Below are 16,104 nucleotides of genomic sequence, written 5' to 3' on the forward strand. Positions count from 1 at the left end.
TCGCCTTCCGCGACGAAAGGGGACTAGAGGTCGCTCATGGCCCTCCGCGATTTCGCCCTGCTCGTGCTGATGTGCTTCGTCTGGGCGACCAACACCATCGTCAGCAAGATCGTCATCGCCCACTGGGGCGTGCCGCCGCTCTACTATGCCGGCGCGCGGTTCGCGGTGGTGATGCTCTGCACGCTGCCCTGGCTGCTGCCCGCGCCGAAACCGATCTGGCGGCTGATCGTCGTCTGCCAGCTGATCGGCGGGGCCAATTTCGCGCTGATGTTCATGGCGCTGAAGACGGCCAGCCCGTCGGCGGCCTCGATCGTGATCCAGCTCGGCGTGCCGATGACCACGGTGCTGTCTATGGTCATGCTCGGCGAGCAGGTCCGCTGGCGGCGGGGTATCGGCATGGTGTTGACCCTTGCCGGGGCGCTCGTGGTCATGTGGCGGCCGGGCGGCATGTCCATGTCCGTCGGTCTTTGGCTCGTCGCGGCGGCTGCGCTGGCGGGGTCCCTCGGCGCGGTCATGATGAAGCAGATGGACGGCGTGAAGCCGCTGCAGTTCCAGGCCTGGGTCGGGTTCACCTCCGCCGCGCCGCTGCTCGGATTCAGCGCCCTGAACGAACAGGGGCAGTGGGCCGCGACCCTGACCGCCGGCTGGCCGTTCCTGGCGGCGGTGCTCTATTCGGCGATCGTCATCTCGGTGATCGCGCACACGGCCTACTACGGCCTGATCCAGAAGTACGAGGCGACCCTGATCTCGCCGCTCGTCCTTATGACGCCCCTGTTCACGATCGTGCTGGGGGTGCTTGTCACCCATGACCATTTCGATGCCAGAATGGCCATCGGCGCCACGCTGGCGCTGGCGGGGGTGCTGATCATCGCGCTCCGGCCCAACAACGTGATGCCGCTGCTGCTGCAGATGCGAAACCGGTTCCTATGACCCTGACCCTCATCGACGCGCCGTCGCCGAACTTCGACGCCCGGACCAAGCTCCCGGACATGATTGTGCTGCACTACACCGGCATGCAGACCGGGGAGGCGGCGCTGGCGCGGCTGTGCGATCCCGAGGCGAAGGTTTCGTCCCACTATCTGGTTGAGGAGGACGGTCGCGTCTTCCGGCTGGTCGCCGAGGAGCGCCGCGCCTGGCACGCCGGCGTCTCGTTCTGGAAGGGCGAAGAGGGGGTCAACCACGCCTCCATTGGCATCGAGATCGTCAATCCCGGCCACGAGTTCGGCTACCGCGCCTTCCCCGAAGCCCAGATCGCCGCCGTGATCGCGCTGGTCGCCGACATCCGCACCCGCTGGGAGATCGAGGACAGCCGCATCATCGGCCACTCCGACGTCGCGCCTGCCCGCAAGCAGGACCCCGGCGAACTGTTTCCCTGGAAGGCGCTTGCACAAGCGGGGCACGGCGTCTGGGCGGAAGCTGACCCTGCGCCGGGCGAGCCATTGAGCGAAGGGGCCGAGGGGGTCGGGGTGTTCGCATTGCAGGCCGGTTTGACCCGGCTGGGCTACGACTGCGCCCCGACCGGCAAGTTCGACCAGAACACCCGCGAGGTGGTCCTGGCCTTCCAGCGCCACTGGGTCCAGACCCGCTTCGACGGCGTGGCCGACGGCCTGACCCGGGCGCGGCTGATGGCGGTGCTGCGGGCGGCGGCCTGATCGTGCGTCCTTCGAGACGCTCGCTTGAGGCTCGCTCCTCAGGATGACGTCCAGGGATTGATCGCCCACCCTGTTCGTCATGGTGAGGAGCGGACCCTCAGGTCCACGTCTCGAACCACGCACCATCATTGACCCCATCGCCCCCTTCGCCCACAACCCGCCCCGGATCAGACGGCCGGGCGATCGCGGTCCCTTCGGGGGTCGAGGAAAGTCCGGGCTCCACGGAAACAAGGCGGCGGGTAACGCCCGCCCGGGGTGACCCGAGGGATAGCGCCACAGAAAGCAAACCTCCTCCGCTTCGGCGGCGGGAAGGGTGAAAGGGTGGGGTAAGAGCCCACCGCGGACGTGGCGACACGGACGGCATGGCAAGCCCCGCCTGGAGCAAGACCGAATAGGGATTCCGCGCTCCGTATGTCCCTTCGGGGATACTGCGAGGCAGGGCCGTTTCCGGCCCGAGGCGTCCGGGTTGGTCGCGAGAACCGTCCCGCAAGGGCCGGTCCAGAGGAATGATCGTCGCGCGCCCGCAAGGGCGTTGGCACAGAACCCGGCTTACAGGCCGTCTGATCCGCCTGTCCTCACACTTCTAGACTGCAACGCGGCCGCGGTTATCCCCGCTGTTATTAACGTGTTCAGTGTATGTTCTGTGGATAGTGAGCCTGTGCCAGCCAACGCGGTCTGCGACATAGTTGTTTTCGTAAAGAAACGGGCTCGCGTGTCATTGCGTCCCATTTTATCCCATGTTAACCCAGTTTGTGTCGCCGAAGGGGTTGGGCGACGTTGGGCGGGGATTGGGCGACGTGTTCCTGTCGACCTTCGACAAGCAACTGGACAGCAAGCGCCGCATCGTCGTGCCGCATGAGTTCCGTGCGGCGGTCGGCCAACCCTTCGACGGCGTCTTCTGTTTCCCCTCGATCGAAGCCGACTGCCTGGAGGGTGGCGGCAAAGCGTTGTTCGATCGTTACGTCGCGATGATCGAAGAGCTGCCGTTCGGCGATCCGCTGCGCTCGGCGCTCGAGACCAGCGTGTTCGGCGGCATGGCCAGGCTGTCGTTCGACGATGCGGGCCGCATCACTTTGCCGCCGGCGCTGTGCGACATGGTCGGCCTGACCGACTGGGTGTCGGTGGTCGGCATGGGCGACCGGTTCCAGATCTGGACCCGAGACGCTTTCCAGGCGCATCGGGCCGCCGCGCGAGAAACCGCCCGCACGGGCCTGGCCGAACTGCGCGCCGCCCAGCGCGCCCGGCTGACGGGGGCGGCCGAGTGAGCGAGGCGCCCCATCTCTCCGTGCTGCTTGATGAGGTGACCCGCGTCCTCAGGCCCGGACCCGGCGAGATCATCGTGGACGGCACTTTCGGCGCGGGCGGTTACGCTCGCGCCTTTCTCGATTCCGGGGCCCAGGTCGTTGCGTTCGACCGCGACCCGACCGCCCGCCGGTTCGCCGCGCCGCTTGAGGCCACCGGCCGGTTCAAGCTGATCGAGGCGCGGTTCTCGGAAATGGGCGATCACTTCGGCCCCGGTTCTGTGGACGGCGTGGCGCTGGATATCGGCGTCTCGTCGATGCAGCTGGACGAGGCGGACCGCGGGTTCTCCTTCATGCGCGACGGTCCGCTCGACATGCGGATGAGCGATACGGGCCCGACCGCCGCTGACCTCGTGAACACGCTGGAAAAAGATGAGCTGGCCCGGATCATCTGGCTGTACGGCGAGGAGCGCGAGAGCCGCCGCATCGCGTCGTTCCTGATCCGGCGGCGCGCCACGCAGCCCTTCGAACGGACCCTGGATCTCGCCGACGTGGTCGAAAAGGCCCTCGGCGGCCGTCGCGGCGCCAAGACCCACCCGGCCACCAAGGTGTTCCAGGCGTTGCGGATCGCGGTGAACGAGGAGCTCGCCGAACTGGAGGCCGCCCTCGTCGCCGCCGAAAAGATCCTGAAGACCGGCGGCCGGCTCGCGGTGGTAACCTTCCATTCGCTTGAAGACCGCATCGTGAAGTCCTTCTTCACCGCCCGGTCCGGCAACCTGCCGGGCGGCTCGCGTCATGCTCCGCCTGTGGCGGGCGGACCCGCGCCGACCTTCGAGTTGCCGTTCAAGGGCGCGATGGAGTCCGGCGACGCCGAGCTCGCGGCCAACCCCCGCGCCCGTTCGGCCAAGCTGCGCGCCGGCGTGCGCACCGATGCGCCGGCCTGGAGGGATGCGGCATGATCAGGGCGCTGCTCAACCATCGCATTCGCGGCTTTCGGACCCTGAACATCGTGCTGGGCGCCACCCTGCTGATGCTCGCGATCAGCGTGAACCTGGCCAAGACCATCGCCGGCCGCGAACGCAATGAGATCGGTCAGGTCGAAGTCGACATGAACAAGGAGCGCAAGCGCATCCGGCTGCTGGAGGCCGAGGTCGCGCACCTCGAGCAGCCCGAGCGGCTCGAGCGGCTGGCGCGGGGGCATCTGGAACTCGCGCCGCTGGCCGCGCGGCAGGAGGCCACCGTCGACACCCTGTCGACCCTCGCTGCGCAACAGCCCCGGCCGCAACCGGTCTCCACCGTGAGTGTCGCGGTCCCATGAGCATCGCCGACCTCGCCCCGCAAAGGTATCCGCTGCTCTGGCGCTGGATCATCGAACGCGTCTGGCGGGTCGAGCATGCGTTCGAACGCGCTCATGCCGACGGTCGGGCCGAGAACGACACCCGCATCCGCATCTTCGTCGTCCTGATGGTGTTCGCCGTCGCCTTCTGCGTCATGGCCGGGGGCGCCCTCTGGTCGGCGACGCTGGCGCAGTCCGGCCGGGCCGGCGGAACCGCCGTCGGCGCGCCGGAACGCGCGGATCTGGTGGATCGCGAGGGGCGACTGCTCGCGGTCAACCTGGTCCACTACTCGCTGTCGCTCGATCTCAAGGATGTCTGGAGCAAACGCGAGACCCGCGCCGGCCTGCTCTCCGCCCTGCCGCAACTGACGCCGGCGCAGATCGACCGGGCCCTCGCGGCGAAGAAGCGCGCCTTCCTGATCGGCGGCCTGACGCCGGCCGAGCGCGCTCGCGTCCATGAACTGGGCCTGCCGGGAATCATCTTCGAACCGGAGGAGCGTCGGGTCTATCCGCTCGGGCCGCTCGCCGCCCATTTCATCGGCTACACCGAACGGCGCGGCGAGAGTCTGGCGGGCGCCGAGCGTGCGCTGCAGGAGGAAATCCTGAAGGCCGGCGCGGCCGGCAAGCCTGTGGCGCTGTCCATCGATGTCCGTGTCCAGGCGGCGCTCGAGGAGGAGCTGGCCGTCGCCGCCGCCGAGTACAAGCCCAATGGCGCGGTCGGCATCATCACCAACGTCCACACCGGCGAGATCGTCGCCATGGCCAGCTGGCCGGACTTCGATCCGAACTTCCAGCAGCGGGCCACGCCGGACCAGAAGCTGAATCGCGCGGCCGCCTCGGTGTTCGAGATGGGCTCGACCTTCAAGGCCTTCACCGTGGCCATCGGCCTCGACACCCGCGTGGCGAAGCCGGACTCGACCTACGACGCCCGCGCGCCGCTGAAGATCGGCTATCGCACGATCCACGACTACCACGGGGAAAACCGCATCCTCACCCTGCGGGAGGTGTTCAATCACTCCTCCAACATCGGCACCGCGTTGCTGGCCCATGCGATCGGCAACGAGCAGCTGGCGCGGTACTTCGCCGCCTTCGGCCTGACCCGCCGCGCGCAGGTCGAGCTGATCGAGTCCGCCCGTCCGCTGACGCCGAAGAAATGGAACGATGACGACATCGCCAGCGTCTCGTTCGGCCATGGCATCAATGTCTCGCCGCTGACCCTCGCCCAGGCCATGGGCGCGATCCTCAACGGCGGCCAGATGGTCCCCCTGACCATCCGCAAGGCGGCGCCAGGCTTCCGGCCGCAGGGCCCCCGGGTGGTGTCGGAGGCCACGACCCTGTCGATGCTCCAGATCATGCGCGGCAACGTGGTGGGCGGCACCGGCCGCAAGGCCGAGGCGGCCGGCCTGTCGGTCGGCGGCAAGACGGGCACCGGCGAGAAGTGGGATTCCGAAATCCGCAGCTACAGCTCCTACAAGCAGGTGGGGTCCTTCGCGGCGGTGTTCCCGACGGACGGCCCGGTCGAGGCCGACCGCTACTTTGTTCTGGTCCTGCTGGACGAACCCAAGGGCGGCATTCGCACCGGCGGCTGGGTCGCGGCGCCGGCCGTCGGCCGCACCATCGATCGCGTCGCGCCCTTCCTCGGCGTGCCTCGCCGGCTGACGCCCGCGCCCGGCGCGCCGACCCTGATCGCCGCGCGGGCGACCGCCATGATGGCGACGCCGGAGGCCGGCCTGTGACCGCGCTGCTCTCCCGGCTCATCGGTCGGCCCGTCACGCCGGACCCGCTGATCACCGGGGTCACCGCCGACAGCCGCAAGGTCGCGCCGGGGTTCCTGTTCGCCGCCCTGCCGGGCTCGAAGGTCGATGGCAGAGCCTATGTGGAGAGCGCGGTCGCTTCGGGCGCCGCCGCCATCCTGGCCCCCGATGACGTCCGTCACCCGGCGGTGCCGGTTGTCCATGCCGAGGACCTGCGTCGCGCCTACGCCCTGGCCGCCGCCGCCCTGTACGGCGTCCAGCCGGCTGTCTGTGTCGCGGTGACCGGCACCAACGGCAAGACGTCGGTGGCCACCTTCTGTCGCCAGATCTTCGCGTCGCTGGGCCGCAAGGCCGCCAGCATGGGCACGCTGGGCGTCACCGTGTCGTCGCTCGGGGTTCCGGACGTCCAGATCACGCCCCCGGGGTTGACCACGCCTGACGCCGCCGATGTCGCCGAACTGATGGCGAAGCTGGCCGCTGACGGCGTTACCCATGTGGCGCTGGAGGCCTCCTCGCACGGCGTTGACCAGCGCCGGCTGGATGGCGTGCGCCTGACCGCCGCCGGCTTTCTGAACCTGACCCAGGACCACCTCGACTATCACGGCACGATGGGCGTCTATCGGGCCGCCAAGCTGCGGCTGTTCGAGACCCTGCTGCAGGCCGGCGGAACCGCGGTGCTGAACGCCGACAGCGATCAGTTCGGGACGTTCGCAGACGCGGCGACCGCCGCCGGCCATCCGGTCTTCTCCACGGGTGAAGCGGGCAAGGGCCTGCACATCGCCGGCCGGCGCCTGACCGCCGACGGACAACAGCTTTCGATCGAACACGACGGCCAGCGTCATGATCTTCACCTGCCGCTGGCCGGCGCCTTCCAGGCGGACAACGCCCTTGTCGCCGCCGGCCTGTGCATCGCCGCGGGCGAGGACGCCGGCGCGGTGCTCAGGGCCCTGGAACAGCTGAAGGGCGCCCCCGGCCGCCTGCAGCATGTCGGCGCGGGCCCGCGCGGCGGCGACGCCTATGTCGACTACGCCCATACGCCCGACGGGCTGGAGACCGTTCTCAAGGCGCTGCGTCCGCACACCGAAGGCCGCCTGATCGTGGTGTTCGGCGCCGGGGGCGACCGCGATCGGGGCAAGCGGCCCCTGATGGGCGGGATCGCCGCCCGGCTGGCCGACGTCGCGATCGTCACCGACGACAATCCCCGCTCCGAGATCCCGGCCGCTATTCGCGCCGAAATCCTTGCCGCCGCGCCTGGCGCCCGTGAAATCGGCGATCGTCGTGAGGCGATCCGCGCCGCCGCCGACCTGCTGGGCCAGGGCGACGTGCTCGTCGTGGCGGGCAAGGGCCATGAGCAGGGCCAGTTGGTCGCCGGCGTGACCCATCCGTTCGACGATGTGACCGAGACCGTGGCGGCCCTTGGCCTGGAGGCAGCCCGTGGCTGACGTGTTGTGGACCTCGGACGATATCGCCAGGGCGACCGGCGGACGGGTGGCGGGCGGCGCGTTCGAAGCCACAGGCGTCTCGATCGACAGCCGTGCGGTCGATCCCGGCGACCTGTTCGTCGCCCTGACCGGCGAACGGGACGGCCATCTCTTCGCGCCGGGCGCGCGGACCGCCGGCGCGGCGGGCGTGCTGGCCTCCAGTCCCGTGGAAGGACCTCACGTCCTCGTACCCGACACGCTCAAGGCGCTTGAAGCGATGGGCGTCGCCGCGCGTGACCGGTCGCTGGCCGTCCGGGCCGCTGTGACCGGTTCGGTCGGCAAGACCAGCGTCACCCAGGCGATCGCCGCGGGGCTCGCCGGCGCCGGCCGCTGGCATTCGTCGGTCAAGTCCTACAACAACCATATCGGCGTGCCCCTGACGCTGGCGCGGATGCCCTGGGCCACACAGCGGGCGGTGTTTGAGATCGGCATGAACCACGCCGACGAAATCACGCCGCTGTCGAAGATGGTCCGGCCGCAGGTCGTCGTGGTGACCACGGTCGGTCCCGTCCACACCGAGAACTTCCCCGATGGCGAGGCCGGCGTCGCCCGCGCCAAGGCCGAGATCTTCGATGGCATTGAGCCTGACGGCGTCGCCGTGCTGAACGCCGACAATCCCTGGTTCGAGATGCTCAGCCAGTCGGCCCGGGCGGCCGGCGCCCGGGTGGTGTCGTTCGGCGGCGGCGAGGGCTGCGACGCCCGGCTGGTCGACTTCCGGGCCGCGCACGGCGCCGCCAGCGTTCGGGCCGTGATCCACGGTGAGCCGGTCGCCTACCCGCTGCTGCAGACCGGGCTGCACTGGGGGCTGAACAGCCTCTGCGCGCTGCTGGCGCTCGAAGCGATGGATGTCGACCGAGCGACGGCGCTGGACGCCCTGGCCGGGTTCGCGCCGCTCGCGGGGCGTGGCGCCGAGAGGACCGTGCGGATCGCCGGCGGCGCCTTCACCCTGATCGATGAAAGCTACAACGCCAATCCGATCTCCATGGCCGCGGCGCTGAAAACCCTCGGCGGGCGCCAGGAACGTGGACGCCGGATCGTTGCGCTTACCGACATGCTCGAACTGGGCGCCGAAGCGCTCGGCTATCACGCCGCCCTGGCCGAACCGATCGAGGCGGCGGACGTCGATCTGGTGTTCTGCGCCGGGCCGATGATGAAATCGCTGTGGGACGCCCTTCCGCCGACTCGGCGCGGTGGCTACGCGGAGGCGGCGGCCGATATCGCGCCGGCGATCGCCTCGGCGGTGCAGCCGGGCGATCTGGTGATGGTCAAGGGGTCGAACGGAAGCCGGGCGAGCGCGATAGCCGCCGCCCTGGCCGCGCTCGATGTGACGGGGGGGACGACCTGATGCTGCAATTCCTGGCCGAATGGCGGGACTCTCTCCCGCTGCTCAACCTGCTGAAATACCTGACGTTCCGGACCGGCATGGCGACGGCGACGGGCTTCATCATCGCTGTGGCGATGGGGTCGCGCTTCATCAACTGGATGCGCGCCAAGCAGGGCAAGGGCCAGCCGATCCGCAAGGAAGGGATCGAGCGCCATGTGCTCGAGAAGGCCGGCACGCCGACGATGGGCGGGCTGATGATCCTCGCCGGCGCGATCGGCGGCACCCTGCTGTGGGCCAACCTGACCAACATCTACGTCTGGGTCGTTCTGATGGTTACCGCCGGTTACGGCGTGCTCGGCTTCATGGACGACTACGACAAGGTCACCAAACAGACCACGGCGGGGGTCTCGGCGCCGGTCAAGCTGGTAATCCAGTTCGCTATCGCCCTCGCCGCAGCGGGGCTGCTGGTCTGGTTCGGCGGCAAGTCGCCCGAGGCGCCGGAACTGTCGACGTCCGTGGCCTTCCCGATCTTCAAGAACCTGCTGGTCAATCTGGGCTGGTTCTACCTGGCCTTCGCGGCGGTGGTGATCGTCGGCTTCTCCAACGCGGTGAATTTCACCGACGGTCTCGACGGCCTGGCCATCGTGCCGGTCATGATCGCGGCGGCGGCGCTCGGCCTGATCGCCTATCTCGTCGGCAACTACGTCTTCGCCCAGTACCTGCAGGTGCACTTCGTGCCGGGCGTGGGCGAGGTGGCGGTGATCTGCGGCGCCCTGATCGGGGCAGGGCTCGGCTTCCTCTGGTACAACGCCCCGCCGGCCAAGATCTTCATGGGCGACACCGGCTCGCTGGCGCTGGGCGGCGCGCTCGGCGCGATCGCCGTGGCGACCAAGCACGAGATCGTCCTGGCCATCATCGGCGGCCTGTTCGTCGCCGAACTGCTCAGCGTCATCATCCAGGTCGCCTACTTCAAGCGGACCGGCAAGCGCATCTTCCTGATGGCGCCGATCCACCACCACTTCGAGAAGCTGGGCTGGGCGGAGTCGACCGTCGTGATCCGCTTCTGGATCGTCTCGCTGATGCTGGCCTTCATCGGCCTCGCCACGCTCAAGCTTCGCTAGGGAGACGAGAAACCCGCCATGATCCCCATCCACGGCTTCGAGGGACGCAAGGTCGCCGTGTTCGGTCTCGGCCGGACCGGGCTGACGGCCGCGCGCGCGCTCGTCGCCGGCGGCGCGCAGGTCGCGCTGTGGGACGAGAAGGCGGACAGCCGCGCCGTGGCGGAGGCCGAGGGCTTTCCGGTCGTCGACCTCAAGTCCGCCGACTGGTCGCAGTTCGCCGCCCTGATGCTGTCGCCGGGCGTGCCCCTGACGCACCCCAAGCCGAACTGGTCGGTGGAGATGGCGCGGGCGGCCGGCGTGGACGTGCTGGGCGACATCGAGCTCTTCGCCCGGACGGTCAATTCGGCGCCGGCCCACAAGCGGCCGAAGGTCGCCGCCATTACCGGCACCAACGGCAAGTCGACGACCACGGCCCTGCTCGGCCACATCTGCGCCAGCGCCGGACGCGATACGCGGATCGGCGGCAACATCGGCGTCGGCGTGCTCGACCTGCCCGACATGCACGGCGGGGCGGTCTATGTGCTGGAGGTCTCGTCCTACCAGCTCGACCTGACCTCCAGCCTCAAGCCCGACGCGGCGGTGCTGCTGAACATCACGCCCGACCATCTGGACCGCCACGGCGGCATGGAGGGCTACGTCGCCGCCAAGCGCCGGGTGCTGCTGAACCAGACCAAGGGCGATACGGCCATCATCGGCGTCGATGACGCCTGGTGCCAGCGCATCTGCACCGAGATCACCGCCGCCAACCACCGGACCATCTGGCCGATCAGCGCCAGCCGCTCCATGGGCCGCGGCGTCTATGCGATTCAGGGCGTACTCTACGACGCGACCGGCGACCGGGTGATCGAAGTCGCCGACCTGCTGCGCGCCCGCTCCCTGCCTGGCCGGCACAACTGGCAGAACGCGGCCGCCGCCTACGCCGCCGCGCGGGCCATGGGCGTACCGGCCGAGGAGGCGGCAGAAGGCCTGATGACCTTCCCCGGTCTCGCGCACCGCATGGAGACGGTCGCGACCGTCGGGCGGGTCCGCTTCATCAACGATTCCAAGGCGACCAACGCCGATGCGGCCCGCCAGGCCCTGAGCAGCTATCCGCGCGTCTACTGGATCGCCGGGGGGCAGCCCAAGGAGGGCGGCATCGCGCCGCTGGCCGACCTGTTCGGCCGGGTGGCCAGGGCCTACCTGATCGGCGAGGCCGCCGATGATTTCGCCAGGGTCCTCGACGGCAAGGCGCCCTGCGTCCGGTCCGGCACCATCGAAGCGGCGACCGCCGCGGCCTTCGCTGACGCCGAGGCCAGCGGCGAAGACGCGATCGTCCTGCTGTCGCCGGCCTGCGCCTCGTTCGACCAGTTCAGCGATTTCGAGGCCCGCGGCGAAGCCTTCCGCGCCGCTGTCGAGTCGCTGCAGCGGCCGACTCTCAAGGGAGCCCGGGCGTGAGCTACAGCCCCCACACCTTCCTGAGGTCCGACACCACGCCCCTGGGCAACTGGTGGTGGACCATGGACCGCTGGCTGCTGGGCACGGTGTTCGCGTTGATCGCGCTGGGGGTCCTGCTGTCGTTCGGCACCAGCCCGGCGGCGGCGGCGCGGCTGCACTACGACGACGCCTTCCACTTCGCCCTGCGCCAGTCGGTGTTCGGCGGCATGGCCGGGGTGCTGGTGATCGGCGTCTCGATGCTGGAGGCCAAGACCATCCGGCGCGTGGCCTTCTTCGTCTATCTGGCGATGATTTTCCTGATGGCGGCGTTGCCGTTCATCGGACACGAAGCCAAGGGCGCCACGCGGTGGATTCATCTGCTCGGCTTCACCCTGCAGCCGTCGGAGTTCATGAAGCCGGCGCTGATCGTGCTGGTCGCCTGGATGTTCGCCGAGGGCCAGAAGGGCGAGGGCGTGCCGGGCGTGTTCATCGCCTTCTGCCTCTACCTTCTGGCGGTCGCACTGCTGCTGAAACAGCCCGATCTCGGCCAGACGATCCTGATCACGATCGCCTTCGGGGCGGCGTTCTGGATGGCCGGCGTGCCGATCAGCTGGATCATGGGCCTGGGCGCGACGGCCCTCGTGGGCCTGGGCAGCACCTACTTCCTGCTGCCGCACGTCCAGGCGCGGGTCGAGACCTTCCTCAGTTCGGACAAGGCGGACAAGCACCAGATCACCCAGGCCTCCGAGGCGATCTGGGCCGGCGGCCTGTTCGGCCGCGGGCCGGGCGAGGGGGTGATGAAGCGGGGCGTGCCCGACATGCACACCGACTTCGCCTACTCCGTGCTCGCCGAGGAGTACGGCCTGGTCTTCTCCCTGACCTTGATCGGACTGTTTGCGTTCCTGGTGATCCGGGGGCTCTACAAGTCCCTGCGGCTGTCGGATCCGTTCGAGCAGGTCGCGGCGGCGGGCCTCTTCGTCATCGTGGGGCTTCAAGCCCTGATCAATGTAGCGGTGAACCTCAACATGATCCCGACCAAGGGCATGACGCTGCCGTTCATCAGCTATGGCGGCTCCTCGATGCTGGCCATGGGCCTGACGCTCGGCATGGCGCTCGGCCTGACCCGGCGCCGGCCCGGCGCCTATACGCCCAGCGAGGGTCTCGCCCGCGCCGGCGCGTTCGCGTAAGACGTGTCCATGCCCGAACGCATCGCCGTCGTGGCCGCCGGGGGCACGGGCGGTCACATGTTTCCCGCCCAGGCGCTCGCCGAGGAACTGATCCGGCGCGGCTGGCGGATTCTGCTCGCCACCGACGATCGCGGCGCGATGTACGCCGACAAGTTCCCGGCCGATATCCGCATCAGCCTGTCCGCCGCCACGGCGAAGTCCGGCGATCCGCTGGGCATGGCGAAAGCCGGTTTCACGGTCCTGCGCGGCACGCTGCAGGCGCGGCAGATCTTCAAGCGCATGGACCCGGCCGTCGTGGTCGGCTTCGGCGGCTATCCCTCGCTGCCGTCCCTGCTGGCGGCGCTGAGCCAGGGGCGGCCGACCGTCATTCACGAGCAGAACGCGGTGCTCGGCCGCGTGAACCGGTTCCTTGCGCCGAAGGTCCGGGCCGTGGCCTGCGCCTTCCCGACGCTCGAGATGGCCACGGCGAAGGTCAAGGCCGGCGCCCATGTGGTCGGCAACCCTGTGCGGCCGGAGATCCGCGCCCTCTACGACCAGCCCTATGTCGCGCCCGAACCCGGCGGCCCGCTGCGGCTGCTGATTACCGGCGGCAGCCAGGGTGCGCGCCTGCTCTCGGAAACGACGCCCGAGGCGATCCTGAGGCTGCCGGAAGACATCCGCGCCCGGCTGGAGGTGCAGCAGCAGACCCGCAAGGAGTCGATGGACAGCGCCCGCCGGACCTACGCCAACGCCATGGTCAAGGCCGAGGTGGCGCCCTTTTTCCGCGACATGGCCGGCCGCCTGTCCGCCGCCCATCTGGTGATCGGCCGCGCGGGCGCCTCGACGGTTTGCGAACTGGCCGTGGCCGGCAAGCCGTCGCTGCTCGTGCCGCTCAAGATCGCCGCCGACGACCACCAGCGCTTCAATGCCCGCCTGCTGGCCGACGCTGACGCGGCCGCCGTGGCGCTCGAGGACGAACTGACCGTCGACAGCCTCGCCGGCGCGCTGAACGCCATGCTCAAGGATCCGGCAATGCTGACCCGCATGGCCGCCGGCGCCCGCTCCGTCGCCCGCCCCGACGCCGCCGAAAAACTCGCCGATCTGGTCGAGCGGACCGCTCTGGGGTAAGGCGCTGGCCATGATCCAGCGTCGACGCCCTGTCCCCTTCGAAATCGGCCCCGTGCACTTCATCGGCATCGGCGGTATCGGCATGAGCGGCATCGCCGAGATCATGATCCGCATCGGCTACACGGTGCAGGGCTCGGACGTGAAAGCGTCGGCCAACACCGAGCGGCTCGAGAAGCTCGGCGCGCGCATCTTCATCGGCCACGAGGGCGGCCAGGTGGAGGGCGCCTCGGCGGTCGTCTATTCGACGGCGGTCAAGCACGACAATCCCGAGATGGCCGCCGCCCGCGAGCGCCGCCTGCCGCTGGTGCGCCGGGCGGAGATGCTGGCCGAACTGATGCGGCTGCAGTTCTCGATCGCAGTCGGCGGCACCCACGGCAAGACCACCACCACCTCGATGGTCGCCGCCCTGCTGGACGCCGGCGGGCTGGACCCGACGGTGGTCAACGGCGGAATCATAAACGCCTACGGCACCAACGCCAAGGTCGGGGAGGGCGACTGGATCGTCGTCGAGGCCGACGAGAGCGACGGCACCTTCCTGAAGCTGAAATCCACCGTGGCGGTGGTGACCAACATCGACGCCGAGCACCTCGACCACTGGGGTGACTTCGACGCCGTGAAGAAGGGCTTCCAGGATTTCATCGAGAACATCCCGTTCTACGGCTTCGCGGCGATCTGCGTGGATCACCCGGAAGTCCAGGCGCTCAGCGCCCGGGTCGAGAACCGGCGGCTGGTGACCTACGGGACCAACCCGCAGGCCGAGGTCCGCGCCACGCATATCGCCATGGGGCCGGATGGCGCGCAGTTCGACGTCGTGATCAGCCCGCGCGAAGGCGAGCCGATCCGCTACGACGCCCTGACCCTGCCGATGGCCGGCCTGCACAATGTGATGAATGCCTGCGCCGCCATCGCCGTGGCGCGCGAACTGGGCGTCGACGCCGAGTCGATCCGCGCGGGCCTGAAGGCGTTCGGCGGGGTGAAGCGCCGCTTCACGACCACCGGCGTCGTCGACGGCGTGCGGGTCATCGACGACTATGCCCACCATCCGGTGGAGATCGCCGCCGTGCTGACCGCCGCCCGCGCGGTGACCGGCGAGGGCAAGGTCATCGCCGTGGTCCAGCCGCACCGGTTCACCCGGCTGCGCGACCTGATGGCCGAGTTCAGCGCCTGCTTCAACGACGCCGATGTGGTTGTGGTGGCCGACGTCTACACCGCCGGCGAGGCGCCGATCGAAGGGGTCAATCGCGACGCCCTGGTCGAAGGCCTGCGCCGCTACGGCCACCGCCGGGCGATCCCGCTCGAGGGGCCGGGCGCGCTGGCCGCGCTGGTGAAGGAAGAGGCGAAGGCCGGCGATATCGTGGTGCTCTGCGGCGCCGGCGACATCACCAGCTGGTCCTATGCCCTTCCGGGGCAGCTTGAGGCGCTGACGTGAGGGATCGCATTGGCCCTGATGCGTCCTTCGAGACGCCCTTCGGGCTCCTCAGGATGACGAACAGGGTTGGGGCTGCATCTCTCTTCGTCATGGTGAGGAGCGAGCTTCAGGCGAGCGTCTCGAACCACGCAGGAATTCGCCGATGACCTGGCGCGAAAACCTCCCGTCTGTCCGCGGCAAGCTGCTCTTCGATGAGCCGCTGGCGCCGTTCACCTGGTTCCGGGTCGGCGGGCCGGCGGATGTGCTGTTCCTGCCGGCGGACCCGGAGGATCTTCGGGACTTCCTGCTCGCCCTGTCGCCGGACGTCCCGCTGACCATTCTGGGCGTCGGCTCGAACGTCATCATCCGCGACGGCGGGGTCGAGGGCGTGGTCATCCGCTGCGCCGGCCGCGCGTTCGGCGAGATCACCGTGGACGAGGACCTGGTCATCGCCGGCCCCGCCGTGCTCGACGCCCAAGTGGCGCGGGCGGCGGCCAACGCTGGGCTGGCCGGGCTGGAGTTCTACGCCGGCATTCCGGGCACGATCGGCGGCGCCCTGACCATGAACGCTGGCTGCTATGGCCGTGAGACCAGGGACATCCTCGTCTCCGCCACGGGTTACGACCGGACCGGCGAGCTCCGGATCTGGGACAACGCGGATTTCGGGTTCACCTACCGCCACACGGTGGTCGAGCCGAACACCATGTTCTGGACCCAGGCGGTGTTTCGCGGGACGCCCGACGACCCCGAGGCCGTCAAGGCCCGCATGGCCGAGATCACCGCCCGCCGCGAAACCACCCAGCCGATCCGCGACAAGACCGGCGGCTCGACCTTCAAGAACCCGCCGGGGCACTCGTCCTGGAAGCTGGTCGACGAGGCCGGCTGGCGCGGCAAACCGTTCGGCGGGGCGATGTTCTCGCCCCTGCATTCGAATTTCATGATCAATACCGGCGACGCCACCGCCGCCGACCTGGAGGGCCTCGGCGAGGCGGTCCGGGCCGACGTGCTGGCGAAGACCGGAATCCAGCTCGACTGGGAAATCAAACGGATCGGCAGGCCTCTGCCGGCGAAGGAGTAAGC

At 69.3% G+C, this 16,104-nt stretch carries 14 protein-coding genes and 1 other RNA gene; all 15 read left to right on the forward strand.

The window, feature by feature from the left end:
- The first annotated feature begins 36 nt into the window (after positions 1-36).
- The 15 genes from AC3WJT_RS06615 (at position 37) to murB (ending at position 16,102) form a co-directional block, all read left to right on the forward strand.
- Entirely contained in the window at positions 37-930 is an 894-nt protein-coding gene (locus tag AC3WJT_RS06615; RefSeq protein ID WP_492342273.1) for a DMT family transporter, read from the forward strand.
- On the forward strand, positions 927-1,652 hold the full coding sequence (locus tag AC3WJT_RS06620; protein WP_492342274.1) for a peptidoglycan recognition protein family protein: 726 nt from the start codon (positions 927-929) through the stop codon (positions 1,650-1,652). Before AC3WJT_RS06615 ends, AC3WJT_RS06620 begins: the two co-directional genes overlap by 4 nt.
- Before the next feature lie 167 nt (positions 1,653-1,819).
- Positions 1,820-2,220, forward strand: an RNA gene (gene rnpB / locus AC3WJT_RS06625) — RNase P RNA component class A.
- Between the two features lie 229 nt (positions 2,221-2,449).
- Positions 2,450-2,917: a division/cell wall cluster transcriptional repressor MraZ gene (locus AC3WJT_RS06630; RefSeq protein ID WP_492342275.1), complete on the forward strand. Its 468-nt coding sequence runs from the start codon at positions 2,450-2,452 to the stop codon at positions 2,915-2,917.
- Complete coding sequence (gene rsmH / locus AC3WJT_RS06635; protein ID WP_492342276.1) at positions 2,914-3,852, forward strand: 16S rRNA (cytosine(1402)-N(4))-methyltransferase RsmH; 939 nt, start codon at positions 2,914-2,916, stop codon at positions 3,850-3,852. The genes AC3WJT_RS06630 and rsmH overlap by 4 nt, the downstream gene beginning before the upstream one ends.
- Positions 3,849-4,211 (forward strand): cell division protein FtsL, encoded by a 363-nt coding sequence (gene ftsL / locus AC3WJT_RS06640; RefSeq protein ID WP_492342277.1) that lies wholly within the window; start codon positions 3,849-3,851, stop codon positions 4,209-4,211. The genes rsmH and ftsL overlap by 4 nt, the downstream gene beginning before the upstream one ends.
- Positions 4,208-5,965, forward strand: coding sequence for a peptidoglycan D,D-transpeptidase FtsI family protein (locus AC3WJT_RS06645; RefSeq protein WP_492342278.1), 1,758 nt, complete (start codon positions 4,208-4,210; stop codon positions 5,963-5,965). Before ftsL ends, AC3WJT_RS06645 begins: the two co-directional genes overlap by 4 nt.
- The gene (locus tag AC3WJT_RS06650; RefSeq protein ID WP_492342279.1) at positions 5,962-7,425 is read left to right on the forward strand and encodes a UDP-N-acetylmuramoyl-L-alanyl-D-glutamate--2,6-diaminopimelate ligase; all 1,464 of its coding nucleotides are present in this window, start codon (positions 5,962-5,964) and stop codon (positions 7,423-7,425) included. Before AC3WJT_RS06645 ends, AC3WJT_RS06650 begins: the two co-directional genes overlap by 4 nt.
- A complete protein-coding gene (locus tag AC3WJT_RS06655; protein ID WP_492342280.1) occupies positions 7,418-8,809 on the forward strand; it encodes a UDP-N-acetylmuramoyl-tripeptide--D-alanyl-D-alanine ligase in 1,392 nt (463 codons plus the stop codon). Before AC3WJT_RS06650 ends, AC3WJT_RS06655 begins: the two co-directional genes overlap by 8 nt.
- Positions 8,809-9,909, forward strand: a complete 1,101-nt coding sequence (gene mraY, locus AC3WJT_RS06660) for a phospho-N-acetylmuramoyl-pentapeptide-transferase (protein WP_492342281.1) — start codon at positions 8,809-8,811, stop codon at positions 9,907-9,909. Before AC3WJT_RS06655 ends, mraY begins: the two co-directional genes overlap by 1 nt.
- An 18-nt stretch (positions 9,910-9,927) precedes the next feature.
- Positions 9,928-11,343: a UDP-N-acetylmuramoyl-L-alanine--D-glutamate ligase gene (gene murD / locus AC3WJT_RS06665; protein WP_492342282.1), complete on the forward strand. Its 1,416-nt coding sequence runs from the start codon at positions 9,928-9,930 to the stop codon at positions 11,341-11,343.
- Positions 11,340-12,509, forward strand: coding sequence for a putative lipid II flippase FtsW (gene ftsW, locus AC3WJT_RS06670; protein ID WP_492342283.1), 1,170 nt, complete (start codon positions 11,340-11,342; stop codon positions 12,507-12,509). The genes murD and ftsW overlap by 4 nt, the downstream gene beginning before the upstream one ends.
- 9 nt (positions 12,510-12,518) lie before the next feature.
- On the forward strand, positions 12,519-13,616 hold the full coding sequence (gene murG, locus AC3WJT_RS06675) for an undecaprenyldiphospho-muramoylpentapeptide beta-N-acetylglucosaminyltransferase (RefSeq protein ID WP_492342284.1): 1,098 nt from the start codon (positions 12,519-12,521) through the stop codon (positions 13,614-13,616).
- A 10-nt stretch (positions 13,617-13,626) separates the two neighbouring features.
- Positions 13,627-15,045, forward strand: coding sequence for a UDP-N-acetylmuramate--L-alanine ligase (gene murC, locus AC3WJT_RS06680; protein ID WP_492342285.1), 1,419 nt, complete (start codon positions 13,627-13,629; stop codon positions 15,043-15,045).
- Positions 15,046-15,187: 142 nt separating this feature from the next.
- The gene (murB, locus tag AC3WJT_RS06685; protein WP_492342286.1) at positions 15,188-16,102 is read left to right on the forward strand and encodes a UDP-N-acetylmuramate dehydrogenase; all 915 of its coding nucleotides are present in this window, start codon (positions 15,188-15,190) and stop codon (positions 16,100-16,102) included.
- Positions 16,103-16,104: the final 2 nt, after the last annotated feature.

Source organism: Caulobacter sp. FW305-C-30-S16 (assembly GCF_058783025.1).